The 25,214-nt window shown below is 72.0% G+C and carries 21 protein-coding genes; 14 read left to right on the forward strand and 7 right to left on the reverse strand.

Going from position 1 to position 25,214, the window contains the following annotated elements; all coding sequences use genetic code 11:
* Positions 1-75 precede the first annotated feature (75 nt).
* Positions 76-981: an NYN domain-containing protein gene (locus tag ABZV31_RS15070; RefSeq protein WP_355893616.1), complete on the forward strand. Its 906-nt coding sequence runs from the start codon at positions 76-78 to the stop codon at positions 979-981.
* On the opposite strand, the gene ABZV31_RS15075 is transcribed toward ABZV31_RS15070, so the two are convergent.
* Both ABZV31_RS15075 and ABZV31_RS15080 read right to left on the reverse strand, forming a co-directional pair.
* Entirely contained in the window at positions 978-1,868 is an 891-nt protein-coding gene (locus tag ABZV31_RS15075; protein WP_355893118.1) for an alpha/beta hydrolase, read from the reverse strand. The two genes, ABZV31_RS15070 and ABZV31_RS15075, sit on opposite strands and share 4 nt — an antisense overlap.
* A gap of 257 nt (positions 1,869-2,125) precedes the next feature.
* Positions 2,126-4,867, reverse strand: a complete 2,742-nt coding sequence (locus ABZV31_RS15080) for a DEAD/DEAH box helicase (RefSeq protein WP_355893619.1) — start codon at positions 4,865-4,867, stop codon at positions 2,126-2,128.
* Positions 4,868-5,353: 486 nt separating this feature from the next.
* Between ABZV31_RS15080 and ABZV31_RS15085 the strand changes: the two genes are divergently transcribed.
* Positions 5,354-6,100 carry a ferritin-like fold-containing protein gene (locus ABZV31_RS15085; protein ID WP_355893120.1) on the forward strand — a complete coding sequence of 249 codons (747 nt, stop codon included), beginning with the start codon at positions 5,354-5,356 and terminating at the stop codon, positions 6,098-6,100.
* Between the two features lie 131 nt (positions 6,101-6,231).
* Here the strand turns inward: ABZV31_RS15085 and ABZV31_RS15090 are convergent, their stop codons facing one another.
* The 4 genes from ABZV31_RS15090 to ABZV31_RS15105 form a co-directional block, all read right to left on the reverse strand.
* A complete protein-coding gene (locus tag ABZV31_RS15090; RefSeq protein ID WP_355893123.1) occupies positions 6,232-6,501 on the reverse strand; it encodes a hypothetical protein in 270 nt (89 codons plus the stop codon).
* A 173-nt stretch (positions 6,502-6,674) separates the two neighbouring features.
* The gene (locus ABZV31_RS15095; RefSeq protein WP_141358638.1) at positions 6,675-6,902 is read right to left on the reverse strand and encodes a DUF3107 domain-containing protein; all 228 of its coding nucleotides are present in this window, start codon (positions 6,900-6,902) and stop codon (positions 6,675-6,677) included.
* 145 nt (positions 6,903-7,047) lie between these two features.
* Entirely contained in the window at positions 7,048-7,692 is a 645-nt protein-coding gene (locus tag ABZV31_RS15100; RefSeq protein ID WP_355893127.1) for a TetR/AcrR family transcriptional regulator, read from the reverse strand.
* Between the two features lie 275 nt (positions 7,693-7,967).
* On the reverse strand, positions 7,968-8,180 hold the full coding sequence (locus ABZV31_RS15105; protein WP_355893130.1) for a hypothetical protein: 213 nt from the start codon (positions 8,178-8,180) through the stop codon (positions 7,968-7,970).
* A gap of 248 nt (positions 8,181-8,428) precedes the next feature.
* On the opposite strand from ABZV31_RS15105, the gene ABZV31_RS15110 reads away from it, so the two are divergent.
* From ABZV31_RS15110 to moeZ, 12 genes are all read left to right on the forward strand, one after another.
* A complete protein-coding gene (locus ABZV31_RS15110; RefSeq protein ID WP_355893133.1) occupies positions 8,429-9,631 on the forward strand; it encodes an alpha/beta hydrolase in 1,203 nt (400 codons plus the stop codon).
* Between the two features lie 8 nt (positions 9,632-9,639).
* Complete coding sequence (locus ABZV31_RS15115) at positions 9,640-11,226, forward strand: DUF3152 domain-containing protein (RefSeq protein WP_355893136.1); 1,587 nt, start codon at positions 9,640-9,642, stop codon at positions 11,224-11,226.
* 56 nt (positions 11,227-11,282) lie between these two features.
* Complete coding sequence (locus tag ABZV31_RS15120) at positions 11,283-11,375, forward strand: Ms4533A family Cys-rich leader peptide (protein ID WP_355893139.1); 93 nt, start codon at positions 11,283-11,285, stop codon at positions 11,373-11,375.
* A 197-nt stretch (positions 11,376-11,572) separates the two neighbouring features.
* The gene (locus tag ABZV31_RS15125; protein WP_355893142.1) at positions 11,573-13,291 is read left to right on the forward strand and encodes an ABC transporter substrate-binding protein; all 1,719 of its coding nucleotides are present in this window, start codon (positions 11,573-11,575) and stop codon (positions 13,289-13,291) included.
* 31 nt (positions 13,292-13,322) lie between these two features.
* Positions 13,323-14,402 (forward strand): ABC transporter permease, encoded by a 1,080-nt coding sequence (locus tag ABZV31_RS15130; protein WP_355893145.1) that lies wholly within the window; start codon positions 13,323-13,325, stop codon positions 14,400-14,402.
* The gene (locus ABZV31_RS15135; protein ID WP_355893148.1) at positions 14,399-15,397 is read left to right on the forward strand and encodes an ABC transporter permease; all 999 of its coding nucleotides are present in this window, start codon (positions 14,399-14,401) and stop codon (positions 15,395-15,397) included. Before ABZV31_RS15130 ends, ABZV31_RS15135 begins: the two co-directional genes overlap by 4 nt.
* Positions 15,394-17,013: an ABC transporter ATP-binding protein gene (locus tag ABZV31_RS15140; protein ID WP_355893151.1), complete on the forward strand. Its 1,620-nt coding sequence runs from the start codon at positions 15,394-15,396 to the stop codon at positions 17,011-17,013. The genes ABZV31_RS15135 and ABZV31_RS15140 overlap by 4 nt, the downstream gene beginning before the upstream one ends.
* Positions 17,014-17,203: 190 nt before the next feature.
* Positions 17,204-18,976, forward strand: a complete 1,773-nt coding sequence (locus tag ABZV31_RS15145) for a DUF3492 domain-containing protein (protein WP_355893154.1) — start codon at positions 17,204-17,206, stop codon at positions 18,974-18,976.
* A complete protein-coding gene (locus tag ABZV31_RS15150) occupies positions 18,973-20,313 on the forward strand; it encodes a hypothetical protein (RefSeq protein ID WP_355893157.1) in 1,341 nt (446 codons plus the stop codon). The genes ABZV31_RS15145 and ABZV31_RS15150 overlap by 4 nt, the downstream gene beginning before the upstream one ends.
* A 250-nt stretch (positions 20,314-20,563) precedes the next feature.
* Positions 20,564-21,526, forward strand: a complete 963-nt coding sequence (locus ABZV31_RS15155) for an NAD-dependent epimerase/dehydratase family protein (RefSeq protein ID WP_355893160.1) — start codon at positions 20,564-20,566, stop codon at positions 21,524-21,526.
* Complete coding sequence (locus tag ABZV31_RS15160) at positions 21,514-22,263, forward strand: spherulation-specific family 4 protein (RefSeq protein ID WP_355893163.1); 750 nt, start codon at positions 21,514-21,516, stop codon at positions 22,261-22,263. The genes ABZV31_RS15155 and ABZV31_RS15160 overlap by 13 nt, the downstream gene beginning before the upstream one ends.
* Positions 22,264-22,326: 63 nt before the next feature.
* Positions 22,327-23,505 (forward strand): adenylyltransferase/sulfurtransferase MoeZ, encoded by a 1,179-nt coding sequence (gene moeZ / locus ABZV31_RS15165; RefSeq protein ID WP_355893165.1) that lies wholly within the window; start codon positions 22,327-22,329, stop codon positions 23,503-23,505.
* A gap of 71 nt (positions 23,506-23,576) precedes the next feature.
* On the opposite strand, the gene ABZV31_RS15170 is transcribed toward moeZ, so the two are convergent.
* Positions 23,577-25,133 (reverse strand): alpha/beta hydrolase, encoded by a 1,557-nt coding sequence (locus tag ABZV31_RS15170; protein ID WP_355893168.1) that lies wholly within the window; start codon positions 25,131-25,133, stop codon positions 23,577-23,579.
* Positions 25,134-25,214: the final 81 nt, after the last annotated feature.

A 25,214-nucleotide genomic window follows, 5' to 3' on the forward strand; every position in this document is an offset into this window, starting at 1 on the left:
GCTAATTACTGACCAGTAAGGGAGTGCGGGGGACCGACCGGGACCGGTTGTGTTCGCAGCGTGACCGCCGGGACAATGGAGGCAATGAACGACGACCTCACGGCGCTGGCCGCCCGCATCGACCGCACGAACGAGCTGCTGCAACGCATGCTCGCCGAAGTGGCCAAGACGCCCTCGACCCATGCGATCTTCGTCGACGCCGGCTATCTCTACGCGGCCGCGGGGCGGCTGGTGGCCGGGACGGAGGACCGCCGCGCCTTCGACCTGGACGCCGAGGGCCTGATCGACGCGTTCATCGACATGGCCCGCACGATCTTCGCGGACAGCCGTCTGCTGCGCGTCTACTGGTACGACGGCGCACGGCGCCGCATCCACACCGCCGAGCAGCAGTCGATCGCCGAGCTGCCGGACGTGAAGGTCCGCCTCGGCAATCTCAATGCCAACAACCAGCAGAAGGGCGTCGACTCCCTCATCCGCACCGATCTGGAGTCACTGGCCCGGCACCGCGCCATCAGCGACGCCGCGCTGCTCGGCGGTGACGAGGACCTGGTCTCCGCGGTGGAGGCCGCGCAGGGCTACGGCGCCCGCGTCCACCTGTGGGGCATCGAGGCCCCCGAGGGCCGCAACCAGGCGGAGCCGCTGCTGTGGGAGGTCGACAGTCAGCGCACCCTCGAGCTCGACTTCTTCAAGCCGTACGTGTCCCGGCGCACGGCGCCCGCATACGACGTGACGAGCGCGGTCCGGCCGACCCGTGAGGACGTCCGGTTCGTGGGCGCGCAGATTGCGGCGAAGTGGCTGGCGGCGCGCGGCCGCGAGGCGCTGGTGGAGCTGCTGCCCGGCCACCCGTACCTGCCCGGTTCCGTCGACCAGGACCTGCTGGTGGAGGCCGAGGGCATGCTCCAGTACTCCCTGCGCGGCCAGGCGGACCTGCGGCGCGCGCTGCGGGACGGCTTCTGGGAGCACCTGCAGGCGCAGTACTAGCGCCGGGTGCCGGGAGCGGTGCTGTCCCAGAAGTCGGCGAGGGCGCGGGCGGTTGCCAGGGGCTGGTCGCAGTTGGGGGAGTGCTCGGCCCCGGCGATGACCGTCCGTCGTGCTTTCAGCCGCAGGGCCATCTCGTCGAGGATCGACACCGGCCAGGTGTCGTCCAGCGCGCCCGACAGGACGTGGAACGGCAGTGGAACGGCGGCGAGTTCGGCGACGCGGTCCGGCTCGGTGCACAACTGACGTCCGGTGGCGAGGAGTTGGGCGGGCTTGTTGCCCAGCCAGCGCCGCCGCAGGTCGTCCCGGTCGTCGAGGCCCGCGTCGAGGTCGGCGCCGCTGTCGGTTTCCTCCGGCGGTTCCATCGTCCGCATGGCCTCCCACACCTCGGCCATCGACATCACGGCGAGCGCGTCCCGCAGCAGCTTCACGCGCTGCTGCTGGGAGACGGAGATCTGGGCGGGGCCCGACGCCATGAGAGTGAGCGAGAGGAAGGGGGAGTGGTCGAGGAGCACGGCCGCGCGGGCGATCTGCCCGCCGAGGGAGTGCCCGAGCAGGTGCACGGGCGTGCCGAGCGCCTCGGCCTGCGCCAGCACGTCCCGCGCGAGCTCCTGTTGAGCGTAGGCGGACTCGTCGTGCACGGGCCCGTCCGACTCGAACTGCCCCCGCCCGTCCACGGCCACGGTGCGGTACCCGCGCGCCGCGAGCGGTCCGTGCAGCGGGTTGAAGTCCTCCTTGCTCCCGGTGAACCCCGGCAGCAGCAGCGCGGTGCCCTTCGGCTCGACACCGGCGGCCACGGGGGCGTCGACCACGGCGAACTCACCCCGGGCAGTGCGCAGACGGTAGGCGCGAGCGCCGGGCGGTGGGACGAAGGTGGGAGGCCTGCTCATGTGCCCGAGGCTATCGTTCGCCGCCCAGCCGACCACCCCCGGATGGGCCGGCTGGCAGATGTGGGCCAGGCGAGGGACGTGGGCCTCGCCATTTCGGCGGGTGCGCCGGACCGGTCTGCCAGTCATTCCCCGTCGCTGGCCGCCAGTTCGTGTGCGGTGGCCCCGAAACGCCCGGACGGCCCGGCCCACGTGAGGTGGGCCGGGCCGTCCGGTCTTGTCGTCCGGTCTTTTACGGGCGCTGGATCAGGCCTCAGACCTCAGGCCTCCGCGGACTCCACCGCGGCCGCCGTCTTGCGGGTACGGCGCGCGGTGGGCTTCGCCTCCGCTGTGTCTCCGGTCGCCTCGGCTGCTTCGGCGGCCTTGCGGGTACGGCGACGCGGCTTGGCTTCCGGCTCCTCGGTCGCCTGCGCCGGGATCTCCGCGGTGACGGTCTCCGCGGCGGCCTTGCGGGTACGGCGGCGCGGCTTGGCCTCGACCGCCTCGGCCGTGTCCACCGCAGCCTCGGCTGCTTCGGCGGCCTTGCGCGTACGGCGGCGCGGCTTGGTCTCCGCCTCCTCGGCGGCTTCCGGAGCCTCCGCCGCGACGGTCGCCTTGCGCGTACGACGCGGTTTGGCCTCGGTGCCCTCGGCCGTCTCGACAGCGGCCTCGGCTGCGGTCTTCCTGGTACGCCGCGGCTTCGCCTCGGCGGTCTCCGGCGTCTCCGCGGCGACGGCTGCCTTGCGCGTACGGCGGGGCGTGGTCTCCGTGCCCTCGGCCGTGTCGACAGCGGCCTCGGCGGTGGCCGTCGCCTTGCGGGTGCGGCGTGGCTTGGCCGCGGCGCTCTCGGCCGGGTCCGGCGTCTCCACGACGTCCGCGGCAGTCGCCGTATCCGGCGTCTCCGCGGCGACGGTCGCCTTGCGCGTACGGCGGGGCGTGGTCTCCGTGCCCTCGGCCGTGTCGACAGCGGCCTCGGCGGTGGCCGTCGCCTTGCGGGTGCGGCGTGGCTTGGCCGCGGCGCTCTCGGCCGGGTCCGGCGTCTCCACGACGTCCGCGGCAGTCGCCGTATCCGGCGTCTGTGCCGCGACGGTTGCCTTGCGCGTACGCCGACGCGGCCTGGCCTCGGCGGAGTCGACCGCCGCCAGGGCGTCGCTGTCCGCCCCCTCGGTGGCCTGCGCCGGGATCTCCGCGGTGACGGTCTCGGCGGCAGCCCTGCGGGTACGGCGGCGCGGCTTCGGCTCCGGTGCGGTCTCCTCGGCGCCCTCGGCCGTGGCGACCACGGCCTCGGCCGCGTCGGCCGCCTCGGCGGTCTCCGCCGCCTTGCGGGTGCGGCGGCGCGGCTTGGGCTCGGGAGCTGCCGTTTCCTGGGAGTTGGAGGCCTCGGCCTCGGTCGGCTCCGTGGTCTCGGCCGTCGTGACCGCTCGCTCCGCCGACTTGCGCGTGCGGCGGCGCCGCGACTTCGCCGGGGTGTCGGGGACGTCGAGGGCCGGGCCCTCCGCCGTCGTCACCGCGGACTGCGCGGCCTCGGGCGCAGTGGCCGCGACCGGCTCGGTGGCCGTGGCCGCCTCGGTCGTCGCCGCCTCCGTCGGCACCCCGCCGCGCATGCGCCGGCGGCGGCGCGGCGTGCGGGTCGCGGTGGCCTCCTCCGGCGCGGCGGTCTCACCGGCCGCCGGCGCGGTGTCGACCGACGCCCCGCCGGTCGCCGAGTCCAGCGGCGTACCGCCACGCATCCTGCGCCGGCGGCGCGGCGTCCGCGCCGGGCGCTCGCGGTCGGCGGAGCGCGCCTCGTCCCGGCTGCCCCGGCCACCATGACCGCGCGCACTGCGGCCGCCGGGCTCGCCGAGGTCCTCCAGCTCCTCCGCGTCCAGCCCGGCGCGCGTGCGCTCCGAACGCGGCAGGACGCCCTTGGTGCCCTCGGGGATGCCGAGGTCGGCGAAGAGGTGCGGGGACGTGGAGTACGTCTCCGGCGGGTCGTTGAAGTCCAGCTCCAGCGCCTTGTTGATCAGCTGCCACCGCGGGATGTCGTCCCAGTCGACCAGCGTGATCGCCGTACCCGACGCGCCCGCGCGGCCCGTACGGCCGACGCGGTGCAGGTACGTCTTCTCGTCCTCCGGCGACTGGTAGTTGATGACGTGGGTGACGCCCTCGACGTCGATGCCGCGCGCGGCGACGTCGGTGCAGACGAGGACGTCCACCTTGCCGTTGCGGAAGGCCCGGAGGGCCTGCTCGCGCGCGCCCTGCCCCAGGTCGCCGTGAACGGCGCCCGACGCGAACCCGCGGCGCTGCAGCTGCTCGGCGATGTCGGCCGCCGTACGCTTCGTCCGGCAGAAGATCATCGCCAGTCCGCGGCCCTCGGCCTGCAGTATGCGGGCGACCATCTCCGGCTTGTCCATGGAGTGCGCGCGGTAGACGAACTGCTTGATGTTCGCGACCGTCGCACCCTCGTCGTCCGGCGCGGTGGCGCGGATGTGCGTGGGCTGCGACATGTAACGGCGGGCCAGACCGATCACCGCGCCCGGCATCGTGGCCGAGAACAGCATGGTCTGGCGCCTGGCCGGGAGCATGTCGATGATCTTCTCGACGTCGGGCAGGAAGCCCAGGTCGAGCATCTCGTCGGCTTCGTCGAGGACCAGGCACTTGACGTGCTTCAGGTCCAGCTTCTTCTGGCCGGCCAGGTCCAGCAGACGGCCCGGGGTGCCGACGACCACGTCGACGCCGTTCTTCAGGGCCTCGACCTGCGGCTCGTAGGCCCGGCCGCCGTAGATCGCGAGGACGCGCACGTTGCGTACCTTGCCCGCGGTCAGCAGGTCGTTGGTCACCTGCGTGCACAGCTCGCGCGTGGGGACGACGACGAGCGCCTGCGGGGCGTCGGTGAGGTCCTCGGGCTTGGCGCGGCCGGCCTCGACGTCTGCGGGGACGGTCACGCGCTCGAGGAGCGGAAGGCCGAAGCCCAGCGTCTTGCCGGTGCCGGTCTTGGCCTGGCCGATGACGTCCGTGCCCAACAGGGCCACCGGCAGCGTCATCTCCTGGATGGGGAAGGGTGTGGTGATGCCGACGGCTTCCAGGGCCTCGGCGGTCTCGGGAAGGATCCCGAGCTCTCGAAACGTCGTAGTCAGGGTGCTGCCTCTTCTGTGTGCGCGGCGCGAGGCGAGCGCGGGGGTCGTGTCGTGTGTGACCGTGCCGGGGACGTCGGGCCGCCCCTTCGGGCGGGCCGTGTGGCACGGGACCACTGCCGACGCTCTAGCGCTCGTACCGCTGAGGGTGTCCCTCCGGTCGTCGTACGCAAGGTGGCGTACGGCCAGGGAGGGCTGTCGGGTCGGAGCCGATCGGGCCACCGACCGGGCATCCTCATGCGTGCGGCCTGTCGAGGTACGACGAAGTACCAGCAGGCGCATTACCACCATACCCCGGAATCGCGCACACGCGATGGCCGATTTGGTCACGTAGTCGTCGTCACACTGGTTGACCAGGTCCTTCCGTGACGCGACGAGCGGGCTATTGTGCGCTTCATGACGAGCTCTGACAAGCCTGACAACGCCTCCGACGCACCCGCCGAACAGACGTCAGTCGCCGCCCGCGACTGGTCGACGGCCTCCGCCGACCCGCAGTACCGCGCCGCGGTCGTGGACCTGCTCGGCGCGCTCGCGTACGGGGAGCTGGCGGCGTTCGAACGGCTCGCGGAGGACGCCAAGCTGGCGCCCACCCTCGAGGACAAGGCCGAGCTGGCGAAGATGGCATCGGCCGAGTTCCACCACTTCGAGCAGCTGCGCGACCGGCTCACCGAGATCGGGGAGGAGCCGACCCGGGCGATGGAGCCGTTCGTCGCCGCGCTCGACGGCTTCCACAAGCAGACAGCGCCCTCGGACTGGCTGGAAGGGCTCGTCAAGGCGTACGTCGGCGACTCGATCGCCAGCGACTTCTACCGCGAGGTCGCGGTCCGCCTCGACTCGGACACGCGCGACCTCGTCCTGGCCGTCCTCGACGACACCGGGCACGCCGGCTTCGCGGTGGAGAAGGTGCGCGCGGCGATCGACGCGGACCCGCGCGTGGGCGGTCGACTCGCGCTGTGGGCGCGACGTCTGATGGGCGAGGCCCTGTCGCAGTCGCAACGGGTCGTGGCCGACCGTGACGCGCTGTCCACGATGCTCGTCGGCGGTGTCGCGGACGGTTTCGACCTCGCCGAGGTCGGCAAGATGTTCTCCCGCATCACCGAGGCGCACACCAAGCGCATGGCTGCGCTTGGCCTGGCCGCCTAGGGCTCCACAGGAGCTGTTTCACAGGAGCCTTTTCGCAGTCACAGGAACTGTTTCGAAGTCACAGGAACTGTTTCGAACTGTTTCGCAGGAGCTGTTTCAGGGGGTGCGCCGCCGTCGGCGTCGGCGTCGGGTCAGGCCGGCGCCGATCGTCGGCGGAGTCTTCCCGCGGGGCGCAGCAGCAGCGACAGGGAGGCCGCCGAGACGACCGCCGCGCCGAGGAGGCTGGGCAGAATGCTGCCGGGACCCAGCGCGCTGTGCGTGACGAAGTCGCCGAAGAGGGAGCCGGCGACGCCCGTCGGCAGCACCAAGGCGCGCGCGGGCAGACGGTGGGCCAGGCGGTGCAGCGCCGCCCAGGCCAGCACGAGACCGAGCAGGGCGGAGCCGAGCGCTTCCAAGATCATTACGGGGTCCCTCCCACACGGCCGACCTGCGGATCGCGGTCGTAGCCCGTCATACCCCTGACCTGCGGAATGCAATCCACCCCTGTGGGTCCGTTGTGTTCCATCTGTGGAGGAAAAACGCGCGAGGGGCCCGGCGACCGTGAGTCGCCGGGCCCCTCGCACGTGATGTGTGACTACAGCGCGCCGAAGCCCACCTTGCGCGGCGCCGGCTCGCCGAGCTCGACGTACGCGAGACGGTCGGCCGGGACGAGCACCTTGCGGCCGTGCTCGTCCACAAGGGTCAGCAGCTGTGACTTCCCGGCCAGCGCCTCGGACACCGCCCGCTCGACCTCCTCGGCAGTCTGACCGCTCTCCAGAACGATCTCGCGGGGCGCGTGCTGCACGCCGATCTTGACCTCCACGGCTATGTCCCTCCGACGGTCAGTGATGTGCGCGACCTTCCGCGCCGTACCCAGCACACATTAGCCCGTGAGGGGACGTACACGCTCTGCCCAAGAACGCCAGGAGCGAACAGCCGGCGGGAACAAGGACGCCGGACGGCGGACCTCAGTGGTGCTGCTCGCTGCCGTGCAGCGGGAAGCCCGCGATGCCGCGCCACGCCAGGGACGTCAGCAGCTGGACCGCCTGGTCGCGCGGGACGCTGCGGTCACTGTGCAGCCAGGAGCGGGCCACCACCTGGGCGAGCCCGCCGAGGCCGGAGGCGAGCAGCATCGACTCCGCCCGCGAGAGACCGGTGTCCTCGGCGATGACGTCGCAGATCGCCTCGGCGCACTCGTTCGTGACCTTGTCGACGCGCTCGCGCACCGCGGGCTCGTTCGTCAGGTCCGACTCGAACACCAGCCGGAAGGCGCCGCCGTCGTCCTCGACGTACGCGAAGTACGCGTCCATCGTGGCCCGCACGCGCTGCTTGTTGTCGGTCGTCGACGCGAGCGCGTTGCGCACGGCCTGGATGAGCGACTCGCAGTGCTGGTCCAGCAGAGCGAGATAGAGGTCGAGCTTGCCCGGGAAGTGCTGGTAGAGCACCGGCTTGCTGACGCCGGCGCGCTCGGCGATGTCGTCCATGGCGGCCGCGTGGTAGCCCTGCGCCACGAAGACTTCCTGGGCGGCGCCCAGCAGCTGGTTCCGTCGGGCACGGCGCGGCAGGCGCGTACCCCGCGGGCGTACCGCCTCTGTCTGCTCGATGGCTGTCACGCCGCCTCCCAAAATCGTCCATATGCGGTGTGCGCCGCGTCGCCATCGTACTTTTCGGTAACCGTGCTGCGCGCGGTGCGAGCGCAGAATTTCACGGACCGGACGGCGACGAAAGCGTTACAGAACGTTTCAAACGGGTTCAAGTCGGGCAAAGTGCGGCTTCGCTCCTGCTCAGCGGTGATCTCTCCCGTACGACACCTCAAACATCACCTCGAACATCACCTCCTACGTCCCGTCGTATGTCCGTCGTACGTCACTCGTACGTCACTCGTACGTCACCGGTAGTCGTCCTCGTCGAGGGAGACGACGCGCGCCTGTTCCACGAGGTCGGCCTCGTTCGCGCGATCCGGGTCCACACCCGTGAGGGGGTCGTCGCGATCCGGCGCGACGTCCGCGAGCTGCTCGGCGGCGTCGTCCTCGGGGGCCTCGACGTCGATCTCCGTGGCGTCGTCCTCGAACGTCTCGGGATCAGTGGGGTCAATGGCCATGCTGGGCTCCCTTCCTACGAACGTCCCTGGAAGAAGCAGGGGCCACATACGGGTGCCCTCTGTACGAGCGTAGGAGACACCCGATGTGGACGCCATGCATCCGCGGCCGGAGGTGCATGTCATCTGTGCAGCAGGAGGCGCATGCCGTCTGTGCGGCGGAAGTTGCACGCCATCTCTGCAGCCGAAGTTGCCGCCTCTGTGACGGCGAACACATGAACCACTGCGTGATCGTCTCGTAACATTGCCGCATGTCTTCGACCGAGCTGCCCTCCGAGCCGCCCGCCAATGTTCTCCCGAAGGTGGCGCCCATCAGGGCCGAGGAAGGCGAACAGCTGCGGTCGGTCGGGTTGCCGGGGATCACGCTGACGGTGCGGTCGCGGCCACCCGAGCGGGAGGGGCTGCCCCCGGCGCTGTACATCCACGGGCTCGGCGGCTCCTCGCAGAACTGGTCGGCACTGATGGCGCTGCTCGGCGGGGTCGTCGACGGCGAGGCCCTCGACCTGCCGGGCTTCGGGGACTCTCCGCCACCGGACGACGGCGACTATTCCGTCACCGGGCACGCGCGCGCGGTCATCCGCTACCTCGACGCGTCCGGGCGCGGGCCCGTCCACCTCTTCGGCAACTCGATGGGCGGGGCGATCGCCACGCGCGTGGCCGCGGTGCGGCCCGACCTCGTACGGACGCTCACCCTCGTCTCGCCCGCGCTGCCCGAGCTCCGCGTGCAGCGCACGGCCGTGCCGACGGGGCTGCTCGCGCTGCCGGGCGTGGCCGCCGTCTTCACACGGCTCACCAGGGAGTGGACGGCCGAGCAGCGGGTCCGCGGGGTCATGGCGCTCTGCTACGGCGACCCCGGGCGGGTGACGCCGGAAGGGTTCCGCAATGCCGTGGCGGAGATGGAGCGGCGGCTGCAGCTGCCGTACTTCTGGGACGCGATGGCGCGCTCCGCGCGCGGGATCGTGAACGCGTACACGGTCGGCGGTCAGCACGGGCTGTGGCGCCAGGCCGAGCGGGTCCTCGCGCCGACGCTCCTCATCTACGGCGGCCGGGACAAGCTCGTCGGCTTCCGCATGGCCCAGAAGGCCGCCCGCACCTTCCGCGACTCCCGCCTGCTCACCCTGCCGGACGCCGGGCACGTGGCGATGATGGAGTACCCACAGACGGTGGCCACCGCGTTCAGGGAACTGCTGGCGGACACCGGGAAGTCGGACGCGGAGGCGACGAAGCACACGAGGGCCGGCGGCACGCGCGCGGCGGGCGCGGGGGCCTACGGTGGTGGGTTCGTGGGTGCGGCTGTGGAGGTCGATGGTCGGGCTGCGGGTGCGGCTGTGGAGGTCGACGGCCGGGCTGCCGGTGGGCGGGCGGGCCGTGAGGCTGCCGGTGCGGGGGCAGGCGGTGAGGCTGCCGGTGCGGGGGCCGAGGGCGGGGCTTCCGGCGTGGGTGCGGGGGGCTGAGGGGCGAGGTGGGACGCCACAGCCGCCGCGGGCCCGCTCCCAAGGGCGACACCGCGGACACAACTGCAGCTCAGGACGGTCGGGGCGGTCAGCCTGGGCCGGGTGCGGTGCCGGAAGGCCGACAGCAACCTGGCGCCGTGCCGATGGGACACCGACCGGGTTCCGGCCCGGTGCCAGGGCAGCAACAGCCGAGGGGTGGGAGCCCGGCGTACGGAGCGCCCCGTCCTACTGACGGCACGCCGGCTCACGGGGTGCCGCGCTTCGACCGCGGAACCCCTGCCCCCGGGCCACAGCGCTTCCCCGACGGCACGCCCGCCCGCGGAGTGCCGTATCTGCCGGACGGTACGCCTGCGCGTGGGGTGCCCCGTCTGCCGGACGGTACGCCCGCGCACGGGGTGCCGCGATTTGCGGACGGTACGCCTGCTCACGGCACTCCTCGTCTGCCCGGCGGTGCGCCCGCCCCCGGCGGCCCGCAAGCTCGTGGCGGACACCCCGAGCAGCGGGAAGCAGGCGGCGGCTGGGGAGAGTTGGGGGTGCCTACCGGAGTTGGGCGCCTGCAGGGGCCCGGTGCCGCCGGCCCCGGCCTGTCCATTCCGGGGCAGCGGCAGGCGCCGCCCGCCGGACCCCGGCAGGCCTACCTCGACGCCTTCGACGAGGACGACGACGTCTTCGCGCCCCGGTCCCGCGGCACCGCGCACTCCGCGGATCCGTATGCCTCTGTCACCGAACGGGACGCCGAGACCGACACCGATGACACCGCGCCGCCGACCGGCGCGCCCGCGCAGGGCAAGGGTGGCAAGGGGCGGACGTTCACCGGCATCGCGGCCGCCGCCGTCACCACGGTGCTCGCCGTCGTCGTCGCCGGACAGGTCGCCGACGGCCACGACGGCACCGGCGTGCAGTCCCAGTCCGCCGCCGACCAGGCCCGCGACGCCCGCGACGGCGCAGGTGCGGACGACCAGGCGAGCCCGTCCACGTCGCCGGGCGTCTCGACGCTGTCGTACAAGCAGAAGATGAGCACGAAGTACCCGCTCAGCCCCACCTTCAAGGGTTCGGGGAAGTTCGACGCGGTCCCCGGCTTCGCCAAGGCGCCGGGCAAGGGGCAGAAGTACACCTACCGCGTGGACGTCGAGCAGGGGCTCGGCCTCGACGGCGAGCTCTTCGCCGAGGCCGTGCAGAAGACCCTCAACGACGACCGCAGCTGGGCGCACAACGGCGCCCGCACCTTCGAGCGCATCTACTCCGGCAAGCCCGATTTCGTCATCACGCTCGCCAGCCCCGGCACCACCGCCAAGTGGTGCGCCAAGTCCGGCCTGGACACGACGGAGGACAACGTCTCGTGCGACTCGGCCGCCACCGAGCGCGTGATGATCAATGCCTATCGATGGGCGCAGGGCTCGAAGACGTACGGCGATCACATCTACGCCTACCGGCAGATGCTGATCAACCACGAGGTCGGCCACCGGCTCGGTCACGGCCACGTCACCTGCGACAAGGACGGCGAGTTGGCGCCGGTCATGCAGCAGCAGACGAAGTTCCTCGACCACGACGGGATCCACTGTCTGCCCAACCCCTGGCCTTATCCCGGGAGTTGACAGGCATCGCATATGTCGCGTTGACAGGTACGGAGAGATCGTTCATATTTCTGCGCATGTGGTCCAGTCATGCCGTCGACAGCGCCGCCATCGAGCTGGCGCTCATCGGCGTGACCGCCCTCTGTGTGGCCGACATCCACTGTCGCTGACGCCCGCCTTTCGGCGCGCGCGTCGTGACCTCACCTTCTCCGTGATCCGTGACCCGTGACCTGTCAGCACCGCTGAGCCGCTGACCGGTTCGCGGTTTTCCGACGACCCGGCGCCGGGGCGGACGTCTGTTCAGTCTCACTTCTCGTCAGTCCGTCTCGCTATTCGAGACGCCATCCTCCGGGAGGTCGTCATTCCGATGCGCCAGCCGTCCGTCATAGCGCGCCGCGTGGCCGCGGCATCCGTCAGCCTGGTCGTGGCGGCGGGCACCGCCGCCTGCGGGCCGAAGACCAACGATGCCAAGGGCGCCAGCGGCGACTCCAAGCCCCACAAGGGCGGCACGCTCACGGTCCTGAACTCGCAGCCGCAGCAGGACTTCGACCCCGCGCGCCTGTACACCTCCGGCGGCGGCAACGTCCCGTCCCTCGTCTTCCGCACGCTCACCACCCGCAACCGCGAGAACGGCGCCGCCGGCGCCAAGGTCGTCCCGGACCTCGCCACCGACACCGGGCGCCCCAGCAAGGACGCGACCGTGTGGACGTACACCCTGAAGAAGGGCCTGAAGTACGAGGACGGCACCCCGATCACGTCGGCCGACATCAAGTTCGGCATCGAGCGCTCCTTCGCCCCCGAGCTCTCCGGCGGCGCGCCCTACCTGAGGGACTGGCTGGTCGGCGCGGCCGACTACCAGGGGCCGTACAAGGACAAGAAGGGCCTGGACGCGATCGAGACGCCGGACAGCCGGACCATCGTCTTCCACCTGAACAAACCCGAGGGCGAGTTCCCGTACCTGGCCACGCAGACGCAGTTCACGCCCGTCCCGAAGAGCAAGGACACGGGCACCAAGTACGAGGAGCACCCGATCTCGTCCGGGCCGTACAAGGTCGTGAAGAACGAGAACGACGGCGAGCATCTCGTCCTCGAGCGCAACACGTACTGGTCGGCCGCCACGGACGCCGAGCGCAAGGCCTACCCGGACCGGATCGACGTACAGTCCGGACTCGACTCGTCAGTGATCAACCAGCGGCTGTCCGCCTCCCAGGGCGCGGACGCGGCGGCGGTCACCACGGACACCAACCTCGGTCCGGCCGAGCTCGCCAAGGTGACCGGCGACAAGGAGCTGGCCGCGCGCGTCGGCACGGGCCACTTCGGCTACACGAACTACATCGCGTTCAACCCGACGGTCAAGCCGTTCAACAACGTCAAGGTGCGGCAGGCGATCTCGTACGCCCTTGACCGGTCGTCGGTCATCAACGCTGCGGGCGGCTCCGCGCTGGCCGAGCCCGCGACCACCTTCCTGCCGAACCAGAAGTCCTTCGGCTACACGCCGTACGACCTGTTCCCGGCGGGCCGGACCGGCAACCCGGGCAAGGCCAAGGGACTGCTGAAGGAGGCCGGTTACGGCAGCGGACTCACCATCACACTGACCCACTCCAACAGCAAGGACTTCGAGACCAGCCCGGAGATCGCGACCGCTGTCCAGGACGCGCTCAAGAAGGCCGGCATCACGGTCAAGCTCCAGGGGCTGGAGGAGAACGACTACTCCGACAAGATCCACAACATCAAAACCGAGCCGGGCTTCTTCCTCGCCCACTGGGGTGCCGACTGGCCCTCCGGCGGCCCCTTCCTCGCCCCGATCTTCGACGGCCGGCAGATCGTCAAGGACGGCGCGAACTTCAACACCGGCCTGCTGAACGACAAGTCCGTCAATGCCGAGATTGATGCGATCAACAAGTTGACGGATCTTGACGCTGCCGCCAAGCGGTGGGGTGCACTGGACAAGAAGATTGCCGAGCAGGCCCTGGTCGTGCCGCTGTTCCATCCCGTCTACAAGCGCCTGTACGGCAAGGACGTCAAGAACATCGTGATCAGCGACTGGACCGGCGTCCTGGACATCTCCCAGGTCGCGGTCAAGTAGTGGACGCCCCGGTCAATTCGGTCAAGCTGTCATGAGTGAAGCCCTGTTGGCCTCTCGGGCCGCCGGGACGGACCCCTCCGTCCCGGCGGCCTCGGGGGCCCGTCAGTTCTGGCGGCGGCTGCGCGCGCAGCGCGCCGCCCTCGTCGCGGCGGTCGTCGTCGCGCTGCTCGTCCTGGTCGCCCTCGCCGCACCGCTGCTCACCGCTCTGGAGGGCCAGGACCCGACCACGTACCACCCGTCGCTGATCGACTCCGCGCGCGGAGGTGTGCCCATCGGGTCGTTCGGCGGCGTCAGCGGCGACCACTGGCTCGGCGTCGAGCCGCAGACCGGGCGCGACCTGTTCGCGCGGCTCGTCCACGGTGCCCGCGTCTCCCTCGGCGTCGCGCTCGCGGCGACCGTGGTGCAGGTCCTCCTCGGTGTCGTGGTCGGTGTCACCGCGGCGCTCGGCAACCGATGGGTTGATCAATTGTTGAGCCGAGCCTCCGACATCATCGTCGCGATGCCGCTGATGATCATGGCGCTGGCACTGCTCGCGATCGTGCCGTCGAGCTTCCCGCGGCCGGTGCTGGTCGCACTCGTCATCGGCCTGGTCGCCTGGGGCTCCATCGCCAAGATCGTGCGTGCGCAGACACTCACCCTCAAGGAGCTCGACTACGTCTCCGCCGCCCGCCTCAGCGGCTGGAGCACCTGGCGGATCGCGCGCCGCGAGCTGCTGCCGGGCCTCGCCGCGCCGGTCATCACGTACGCCGCGCTGCTGGTGCCGCAGAACATCACCGTCGAGGCGGCCCTGTCGTTCCTCGGTGTCGGCGTGAAGCCGCCGACACCGTCCTGGGGACAGATGCTCACCTCCGCCGACGTCTGGTACCAGGCCGCCCCGCAGTACCTGCTGCTCCCCGCCGGCGCGCTGTTCGTGACCGTCCTCGCGCTGACCGTGCTGGGCGACGGCGTGCGCACCGCCCTCGACCCGCGCGCGGCCTCACGCCTGCGCGTCGGCACGGGCCGCAAGCGGGAGGCCAGGGCGGGCGCCACCAAGGCCGGGCCCGACGCCACGAAGGCCGGGGCCGACGCCACGAAGGCCAAGGCCGACACCACGAAGGGGGGCACCGCGTGAGCGGCTTCGGCGGCTTCGTCCTGCGCCGCGCGATCGGCACCGTGGTCACCCTGTTCGCCATCTCGCTGATCATCTACGTCGTCTTCTACGTCACCCCCGGCAACGTCGCCCAGATCACCTGCGGCCCGCGCTGCTCACCGGAACAGGTGCACCAGGTCGCCCAGCAACTGAAGCTCGACGACCCGCTCTACGTGCGCTACGGGCACTTCCTGGAAGGCCTCTTCGTCGGCCAGGACTACTCGACCGGTACGTCGGTGCAGCACTGCTCGGCACCCTGCCTCGGCCTGTCGTACCAGAGCGATCAGCAGGTCACCGGCATCATCCTGGCCAAGCTGCCGGTCAGCCTGTCGCTGGTGTTCGGGGCGATGGTGATCTGGCTCGTCCTCGGCGTCGGCACGGGCGCGCTCTCGGCGTGGCGGCGCGGCCGGTGCACCGAGCGGGCACTGACCGCCATCACGCTCGCGGGCACCGCTACGCCCGTCTTCGTCATCGGCCTGATCCTGATGATCGTCGTCTGCGGCGAGCTGCAGCTGCTGCCCTTCCCGCAGTACGTCAAGTTCACCGACGACCCGGAGCAGTGGGCGTGGAACCTGCTGCTGCCGTGGCTCTCGCTCGCCCTCATCGAGGCGGCGCCGTTCGCCCGGCTGACCCGGGCGTCGATGCTGGAGACGCTCGCAGAGGACCACATCCGGACCTTCCGGGCGTACGGCGTGGGGGAGCGGTCGATCGTCGGACGGCACGCGCTGCGCGGGGCGCTCGCGCCGGTCATCGCCCTGAACGCGAACGACTTCGGCTCGGCCGTCGGAGGCGCGGTTCTCACCGAGGCCCTCTTCGGCCTGCCCGGCATCGGCCAGGAACTGGTCCACGCGGTCAACGTCGTCGACCTGCCGGTGGTCGTCGGCATGGTCCTGGTCATCGGCTTCTTCGTGGTCGTCGCCAACGCCGTCGCGGACGTGCTGTACGCGGTGGCCGACCGACGGGTGGTGCTGACATGAGCGAGTTCGAGAAGGTCTCTTCGGAGAGCCTCGTCGAAGTGACGGGCCTCTGCGTCGAGTTCGGCGACCTGCGCGCCGTCGACGGGCTCTCCTTCCGGCTGGCGAAGGGCGCCGCGCTGGGTCTGGTCGGCGAGTCCGGCTCGGGCAAGTCCACGGTCGCCTCCGCCCTGCTCGGGCTGCACCGCGGGACGGGAGCGCGGATGGGCGGCTCGGTTCACGTGGCCGACATCGACGTACAGGAGGCGTCCGACGAGGAACTGCGGCGGCTGCGCGGCGGAAGGGCCGCCATGGTCTTCCAGGACCCGCTGTCGTCCCTCGACCCGTACTACGCGATCGGCGACCAGATCGCCGAGGTCCACCGCGTGCACACGCGCGCGTCGCGGCGAGCGGCACGCGCGCGTGCCGTCGAGGTGCTGGACAGGGTCGGGATTCCGGACGCGGTACGGCGCTCCCGTTCGCGCCCGCACGAGTTCAGCGGCGGCATGCGCCAGCGCGCCCTGATCGCCATGGCGCTGGCGTGCGAGCCGGACCTGCTGATCGCCGACGAGCCGACCACCGCGCTCGACGTGACCGTCCAGGCCCAGATTCTCGACCTGCTGCACACCCTGCGCGAGGAGACCGGCATGGGGCTGCTGCTCGTCACGCACGACGTGGGCGTCGCCGCCGAGAGCGTCGACGAGGTGCTGGTCATGCGGCAGGGGCGGGCGGTCGAGCACGGACCGGTCTCCGCCGTTCTGGGGGCGCCCGCAGAGGTCTACACCCGGGAACTGCTCGGCGCGGTCCCACGCGTGGACGTGGCGCGTGCTGCTTCGGAGAGGTCCGAGGAGGTCGTCCTGGAGGCGACCGGGCTGCGGCGTGAATTCGGGCGCGGCAGGCGGGCGTTCGCGGCCGTGGACGACGTGTCGCTGACCATCCACCGGGGCGAGACCCTCGGGATTGTGGGCGAGAGCGGCAGCGGCAAGACGACGCTGGGCCGGATGCTGGTCGGGCTGCTGGAGCCGACGGCCGGAGAGGTCCGTTTCGAGGGCCGTGCCCGGACCGGCGTGAACCCGGCCGTGCAGATGGTCTTCCAGGACCCCGTCTCCTCCCTCAACCCCCGCCGCAGCGTGGGCGAGTCCATCGCCGATCCGCTGCGGGCGCGCGGGGAGCGGGACGAGAAGCGCATTCGGGGGCGCGTGAAGGAACTGCTGGAGCGTGTGGGGCTCGAAAGGGCGCACTACGACCGGTACCCGCACGAGTTCAGCGGCGGACAGCGCCAGCGCGTGGGCATCGCGCGGGCGCTCGCGGCCGACCCGCGCGTGATCGTCTGCGACGAGCCGGTCTCCGCGCTCGACGTCACCATGCAGGCCCAGGTGATCGCCCTGCTCGGTGAGTTGCAGCGGGAACTCGGGCTCGCGCTGGTCTTCGTCGCCCACGACCTCGCCGTCGTGCGCCAGGTCAGCGACCGGGTTGCGGTGATGCGCCGCGGCCGGATCGTCGAGGAGGGCCCGGCCGACGCGGTGTACGAGTCGCCGCGGGACCCCTACACCCAGCAGCTCCTGGCCGCCGTGCCGGCTCTCGATCCCGAGGTCGCGGCCCAGCGGCGCGCCGCGCGGCGGCAGTTGGCCGTGGCGTGACGTTGCGTGTCCGAATGATCTCCTAGCGCGACGGAACGCGATCCGCCAGGGAAAGTTACGACCGTTCACCCCTTTTGGTGGCGCGATGGACAACCGTCCGTCGCGCCACCGTCATGTCCGCATACCGTCGTCCCGCTGCGAGCCGCCGGTGCGACGGCGGCTCCCCATACGGGAGATCGGGGGTGTACTCGTGCGCATCGGACTGGTGACGGAGGGTGGCTATCCGTATGTGAGCGGTGACGCCAGACACTGGTGCGACCGGCTCGTGTGCGGGCTCGGGCAGCACGAGTTCGACATCTACGCTCTCAGCCGCAGCCGGCAGCAGGAGGACGAGGGCTGGGTCCAACTGCCGCCGCAGGTCGGCCGGGTCCGCACCGCGCCCCTGTGGGCCGCCGAGGACGACATCTGGAGGGGCGGCCCGAGGGGCCTCGTCGGAAGGGTGGTGGCGGGCGACGGGTGGGTGCACGGGCGCCGGGCGCGCCGGCGCTTCGCCGAGTGCTACGGAGAACTGGCGGCCGTGCTGTGCGCCGCAAGCAGTGTCGATCTTGGTGATTCCGTCGGCCGAGGCGGCTCGGACGATGAGGCGGACCGTTTCGGCAGTGCGCTGTACGGGCTCGCCGAGCTCGCCCGCGACGCGGGCGGACTGGTGGACGCGCTCCGCTCGGAACCCGCCGTCCGCGCGCTGGAACGTGCCTGTCGTGCGCCCGGCGCCCTGCGCTCCGCGCGCGAGGCGCGGGTACCCGATCTGCTCGCCGTCGCCGCGCATCTGGAACGTGCCCTACGCCCCCTCTCGCTCGACTGGTACGACGACGGCGGCCTGGGTGCGGCCGACGTCTGCCACGCGGCGGCCGGCGGCACGGCGGCCCTGCCCGGACTCCTCGCCCGCCACTTCTCCGGCGTCCCCCTGCTGGTCACCGAGTACGGCGTGCAACTGCGCTCCCACTACCTGGCCTCCGGCGCCGACGGGACCGCACCGGCCGTACGCGCCCTGCTCGCCGCCTTCCACGGCAGGCTTGCCGCCGAGGTCTACCGGCGGGCCGCCGTCGTCACCCATGGCAACGCGCACGCCCGCCGCTGGCAGGAGCGCTGCGGCGCCGACCGCGCCAAGCTGCGCACCGTTCACCCCGGCATGGACGCCTCCCCCTTCGCCGAGCTCGGCGAGTCGCCGGAGGCCGCCGACCCGAACACGCTGGTATGGGTCGGCCGGGTCGAGCCCGCCAAGGACCTGGTGTCCCTGCTGCACGCCTTCGCGGAGATCCGCAAGTCAAAGCCGGCGGCGCGCCTGCGGATCGTGGGCGCGGGGACGGGCCCCGACGGGGCGGCGTACCTGGGCCACTGCAGGGCGCTGGCCGCCCAGCTCTTCCCCGACGAGGCCGAGGGGCTGCACGCCGTCGGCGACAACCCGGTGTCCTTCGAGGAGATCGGCGACCCGGAGGTCCCCACCCTCCCCGAGGCGTACGCCTCGGGCGCCGTGATCGTCCTGTCGAGCGTCGTCGAGGGCTTTCCGATCGGCCTCGTCGAGGCCATGTTCTGCGGCCGTGCCACGGTCTCGACGGACGTCGGCGCGGTCGTGGAGGTCATCGGTGGCACGGGCCTCGTCGTGCCTCCGCGCAACCCGCGGGCGCTCGCCGAGGGGTGCGTGGCGCTGCTGCACGACCCCGAGCGCCGCGCACGCCTGGGCGCCGCCGCCCGCGCCCGCGCGCTCGAACTGTTCACCGTCGAGCAGAACATCACGGCATTTCACGGCATTTACCTGGAGATCGTCTCGCACTGCCCGGTCCGGCGCGTCGTCCTGGACGACACCGGCGAACCCCTCCCGTTCGCCACCCCGGCCGAGGCCCACGTACCCGGCCGCTGGGCCGTACCCGGCGCCCGAGTCGTGGCCCGCGGCGGCCCCGGGTGGGCGACCGGCGCACCGGCACGGTCCACGGCCCCGATGACCGCGACGGAGGCCGCCCGATGAGCGGCCCCAGAGAACGGGACCACCCCGGCACCCCGACCAGCCCCGGCGCGTGGGACGCGCGGTCGGAGGAGTGGCGCGCGGGGGAGGCGCGGTCGGAGGAGTGGCGCGCGGGGGAGGCGCGGTCGGAGGAGTGGCGCGCGGGGGAGACGGGTGTACCGGGTGCCAGTGCGCAGGCCACGGACATGCGAGGCACACAGGAAGGCCGTCCTGCCACCGGCCGGCGCCCTGCCACCCCCCGGCGCGGTGCCGCGGACCCCGTGAAGTCGTTGATGCACCGTCACCGCGAGCTGTGCGAACGGGCGGTCGACCCCCTGGAGATCGCCGCGGGCCTGGAGGCGCACGGAGTCACCAACCGGACCGCCGCGCGCTTGCGCCACCGCGACGTCTTCTCCCTCGCCGAGGAGATGTACGCCCGTGTTCCCCGCGACGGCGAGACGCCCCCGCGCCCCGAGGCCGGCGCCACGCCCCGGGCCGGCGCCGACTGGGCCGTGCTCGCCCTGCTGCCCGGCGCGCTGTGCGCGGCGGCCGTGACCGGGCTGCGCCTCACCCACGGCCGACCGCGCCTGGCGGTGGCCGCGGGCGGCGTCCTCGCGGTCGCCCTGGGCGTGCGCGCCGTACTCCGCCGAGGCCCGCTGAGCCTTCGGGGACGCCGGTCGACCGGCGCGCACGCCCCCGGTACCCGCGCATGGACGTGCTGGCTCCTCGCCTACGCCCTCCTCGGCGACGGCCTGCTCGGCGCAGCCGTCGGCGGCGGCCCCGACGGCCTGCCCGACGGCACCGCGGCCGGCCCCTGGCCCCTGGCCACCGCACCCGTCCTGGCCCTCGCCCTCGCCTGCGCCCCGGCGGCCTGGATCGTCCACCTCTTCGCCGTACGCGCCCGGCGCAGACTGACGGCCAGCCGCGGCCTGGAGGAGTTCGCCGACTCCGTACGGCCGCTGCTGCTCGGCACGTTCGGCCTGTTCCTGTGCGCCCTGGCGGCCCTGCTCACCGCGTGCGGCACGGTCCTGCACGAGCCCGCTGCCTACGCCCAGGCCCTCACCCTGGGCGCCCTGCTGATGCTCGCCCGCCTCCTCACCATGCACGGCTCCACCCATGCCCCGCCCGTCGCCCTCGCAGCCTCGGCCCTGGCCGAGGCAACGGCCCTGGCCACGACCTTCACCGCCCGCCTCCCGGGCTTCGGCTTCCTGGCCACCCCGGTCGACACCCTCGTGGGCGCCTGGGGCCCGGGCAGCATCCCGACCCTCGCCTGCGGAGCCGCGGCCCTGACCCTCCTGATCCACGCGACCCGCACCGTGACCCGGGCCTCGGCCCATGCGCAGGCGGAGGAGCAGCCGTGACGGGCACAGGGCCGGCGCCGCCCACCAGCGGCCGCCCGCACCACGACCCGGAACGCGCCACGGGCGACGCACATCCGGACCGGGCCGAAGCCGCAGGCAGAGTCGGCCCCCTGTCGCACGCAGGCACCCGGCCCCACCGCCGGAGCCAACCGCATCACCCCCTTGAAGGAGAAAACCAGATGACCACCTCCCGATCCGGAGCATCCGGAGCGTCCGGAGCCACCGGAGCGCACACCCCGGGAGCCGTCCGATGAGAGTCCTGCTGATCGGAGCCAACGGATACCTGGGCCGCTTCGTCGCCGACCGCCTGCTCGCCGACCCGGCCGTCCAGCTCACCGCGCTCGGCCGCGGCGACGACGCCGACGTCCGCTTCGACCTCGCGACGGGCAGCCCCGGCGCACTCACCCGGTTCCTCGACGCCGTCCACCCCGGCGTCGTCATCAACTGCGCCGGCGCCACCCGGGGCGGCGCCCGCGAGCTCACCCGCCACAACACTGTGGCCGTCGCCACTGTCTGCGAGGCCCTGCGCCGCAGCGGCTGCGGCGCCCGCCTGGTGCAGATCGGGTGCAGCTCGGAGTACGGCTCGAGCCAGCCCGGCTCCTCCACGGCCGAGGACGCCGTGCCCCGCCCCGGCGGCCCGTACGGCGTCAGCAAACTCGCCGCCACCGAGCTGGTCCTCAGTTCCGGCCTCGACGCCGTCGTGCTCCGCGTCTTCTCGCCCGCCGGGCCCGGCACCCCCGCCGGCTCCCCGCTCGGCCGCCTCGCCGAGGCCATGCGCCGCGCCATGCAGTCCGGTGACGGCGAGCTCAAGCTCGGCGGCCTGGGCGCCCAGCGGGACTTCGTCGACGTCCGCGACGTGGCCCGCGCCGTCCACGCCGCCTCGCTGTCGGCCGCGCAGGGCGTGATCAACATCGGCTCGGGCCGCGCCGTCCGCCTGCGCGACGCCGCCGCCATCCTCGCGCGCGTGGCCGGATACGGCGGCGGCCTCCACGAACTCGACGGCCTGCCCGGCGTCCACCTCAGGGCCACCATCGGGCACCCCCGCACCGACTCCGACCACCCGGCCCCGGTCGCATACCCGTACCCCGACGGCTGCGGCAGCTGGCAGCAGGCCGACGTGCGCACGGCACGCGACCGGCTCGGCTGGAGGCCACGGATCAACCTCGAAGAGTCCCTCGCCGACATCTGGATGGAGGCGGCATGCCGTATCTGACCAGCCCCCCAGCGGGAACCTCGAGCACCGACGTCCGCACCGGCTTCGGCGTCCCCGGCTGCGCACACCCCCTTCTCGCCCCGGCCGAGTGGGGCGAACTCACCCGCCCCGGCACGCCCCTGCGCTGGGTCGTCCTCAACGTCGCCGACGGCCCCGGCACTCGCCCCGACCCGCACTGCCTGGAGGCGGCCGGGCGCCTGCGCAACGGGGGCGTCCGCGTCCTCGGCCACCTCGACACCGCGCACGGCGCCCGGGCCTCCACCGAGCTGAGCTCCGACGCGCACCGGTATCTCGAGTGGTACCAGGTCGACGGCTTCCTCCTGGACCGCTGCCCGACCGACCGCACCGCTCTGCCCGAGACCCGTCGCACGGTCACCGCGCTCCGCGCGCTGCGTGACGACGCCCACATCGTCCTGGGCCACGGCACCCACCCCCACCCCGGGTACGCCGAGAACGCCGACCAGCTGGTGACCTTCTCCGGCCCGTGGAGCGGCTACCGCTGGTCGCAGGCCGCCGAGTGGACCGCCGACTACCCGCCCGAGCGCTTCTGCCACTTCGTGCACGGCGTCCCGCGCGGCCACCTCGACCAGGCGCTGCGCATCGCCCGCTGGCAGGGCGCGGCGACGATCTGGTTCACCGACCGGACGGACCGGGGCGGCCGCGCCGACCCCTGGGAGACCATGCCCGGCTACTGGGACGAAATCGTCTCGCTTGTCGGAACGGGTGTCTCGGAATGAAGAAGGCCGTGGCAGTGTTACGAGGAGAACAACTGTAGTGATTGACCGACCAACGGAGTCCCCGTGTCGCTGCCACCCCTGGTCGAGCCGGCCCCCGAGCTCACCGTAGACGAGGTCCGCAGGTACTCCCGCCACCTGATCATCCCCGATGTCGGGATGGACGGGCAGAAGCGGCTGAAGAACGCCAAGGTGCTGTGTGTGGGCGCCGGCGGCCTCGGCTCGCCGGCACTGATGTACCTGGCCGCGGCGGGCGTGGGAACGCTCGGCATCGTGGAATTCGACGAGGTCGACGAGTCGAACCTGCAGCGCCAGATCATCCACAGCCAGTCCGACATCGGCCGCTCCAAGGCGGAGTCCGCGCGCGACACGGTCAAGGGCATCAACCCGTACGTGAACGTGATCCTTCACGAGGAGCGGCTCGAGGCCGACAACGTGATGGACATCTTCAGCCAGTACGACCTGATCGTCGACGGCACGGACAACTTCGCGACCCGCTATCTGGTCAACGACGCGTGCGTGCTGCTGAACAAGCCCTACGTGTGGGGCTCGATCTACCGCTTCGACGGCCAGGCCTCCGTCTTCTGGTCCGAGCACGGCCCCTGCTACCGCTGCCTCTACCCGGAGCCCCCGCCCCCAGGCATGGTCCCCTCCTGCGCCGAGGGCGGCGTCCTGGGCGTGCTGTGCGCGTCCATCGGCTCCATCCAGGTCACCGAGGCGATCAAGGTCCTTACCGGCACCGGTGAGCCGCTGGTCGGCCGCCTGATGATCTACGACGCCCTGGAGATGCAGTACCGCCAGGTCAAGGTCCGCAAGGACCCCAACTGCGCGGTCTGCGGCGAGAACCCGACCGTCACCGAGCTCATCGACTACGAGGCCTTCTGCGGCGTCGTCTCCGAGGAGGCCCAGGCGGCGGCCGCCGACTCCACGATCACTCCCAAGCAGCTCAAGGAGTGGATCGACGACGGCGAGAACATCGAGATCATCGACGTCCGTGAGCCGAACGAGTACGAGATCGTCTCCATCCCGGGCGCCAGGCTGATCCCGAAGAACGAGTTCCTCATGGGCACCGCCCTGGAGACCCTCCCGCAGGACAGGAAGATCGTCCTGCACTGCAAGACGGGTGTCCGCAGTGCGGAAGTCCTCGCCGTGCTGAAGTCCGCGGGCTTCGCGGACGCCGTGCACGTCGGTGGCGGCGTGATCGGCTGGGTCAACCAGATCGAGCCGCACAAGCCGGTCTACTGAGCCACGGCTCGCCCTGCCTGTCCGACGGCGGGGGCTTCGCGCACCACGGGTGCCCGAAGCCCCCGCCGTCGTCATGAGCAGACCTTGCCGTCCTTCGGCACCGTCCCCTTCAGCAGGTAGGCGTTCACCGTGGAGTCCACGCAGTCGCTCCCACTGCCGTACGCCCCGTGGCCCTCGCCCTTCCAGGTGAGCTCCACGCCAACGCCCTTGCCGAGCTCGTCCACCATCTTCCGGGCGCCCTCGTACGGCGTCGCCGGATCCCCGGTGTTGCCGACCACCAGGATCGGCGCCGCACCGGACGCACTGACCTCCGGGGTGTCGTACTGCCCGGCCACCGGCCAGTCGTGGCACCAGCCGGCCGTGTCCCAGCCCATGAAGTCGCCGAACACGGGCGAAACCTTCTCGAACTCTGCCAGCAGCTTCTTCGTCTGCGCGGGCGTCGGCCGCTGCTTGTCGTCCAAGCATGATATGACCCGTTGGGCTTGGGTCGTCGTGCCGTAGTGCCCCGACGTGTCACGCGCGTTGTAGGCGTCGGCGAGCGACAGCAGCTTGGAGCCGTCCCCTTGTTCCGCCGCGGTCAGGGCGCTGGTCAGCGTCGGCCAGCTGTCCTTGCTGTACAGCGGCAGCACGATACCGGTGACCGCCAGCGTCTGCGTCAGCTTCCGACCGGACGAGGTCGGCAGCGGCTTGGCGTCCATCCGCTTCAGCAGATCCGCGATCTTCTGCGAACCTCGCTTCGGGTCCTGCCCGGTGGACTTCAGGTAGTCGTCCAGCGCCCGCTGGAAGCCCTTCGTCTGGTTCAGTGCGTGACCCACCGAGTCGGCGGTCGGGTCGACGACCGCGTCGAGGACCAGCGGCCCCACGTGCTTCGGGAACAAGTGGGCGTAGACGCCGCCGAGTTCGGTGCCGTAGGAGATGCCGAAGTAGTGCATCTTCGCGTCGCCGAGGACCTGCCGGATCAGGTCCATGTCGCGGGCCGTGTCGGTCGTCGAGACGTGCGCCAACAGCTTCCCCGCGGTCTTCTGGCAGCCCTTGCCGAAGTCGGCGGCGTCCTGGAAGTACGCCTGCTCCTCGGCCGGTGTGTCCGGCGTCGCGTCGATGGTCTCGGCGGCCTGGATCTGCCGGTCGCTGCGGCAGCGGACGCCCTCGCTGGCGCCGACCCCGCGCGGGTCCCAGCTCACCAGGTCGTACCGCTCCCTCAGCGCGCTGACCGTGGACGAGTACGACGGCATCGCGGCCACGCCGGAGCCGCCGGGACCGCCGAAGTTGAACAGCAGCGAGCCGATGCGGTGGCCGCCGGTGGCCTTGGCGCGGATGAGGGCGAGGCCGATCGTCTGCCCGCCCGGCCTGGACCAGTCCAGCGGCACCTTGAGCGTCGCGCACTGCCAGTCGCCGCCCGGCGCGGGGGAGTTCGAGGTGGCCTTGCAGCGGGCCCAGTCGAGCCGCTGCGAGGTGAGCGAGGAGGGCAGGCCCGACGGCGGCGCGGCGGTCGGCGACGTGGACGCCGGATCGGACCGATCGGACCGGCCCTTCCCTTCGTCCCCGCCCGAGCCGGACGATCCGCTGCTGCACCCGGCCAGCAGTACCGCGGCGGCGACCGCGGCCGTCCACCGTACGCAACGCGACATGTGCACCCCCCTCACGAGCTCTCCGCATCTCGGTCGCGGGGAGCAGTCAGGCCATAGTAAGCGGATCGAGTCGAGCCCGCG

This window comes from Streptomyces sp. NPDC005202 (genome assembly GCF_040608235.1).
Lineage (GTDB): Bacteria > Actinomycetota > Actinomycetes > Streptomycetales > Streptomycetaceae > Streptomyces.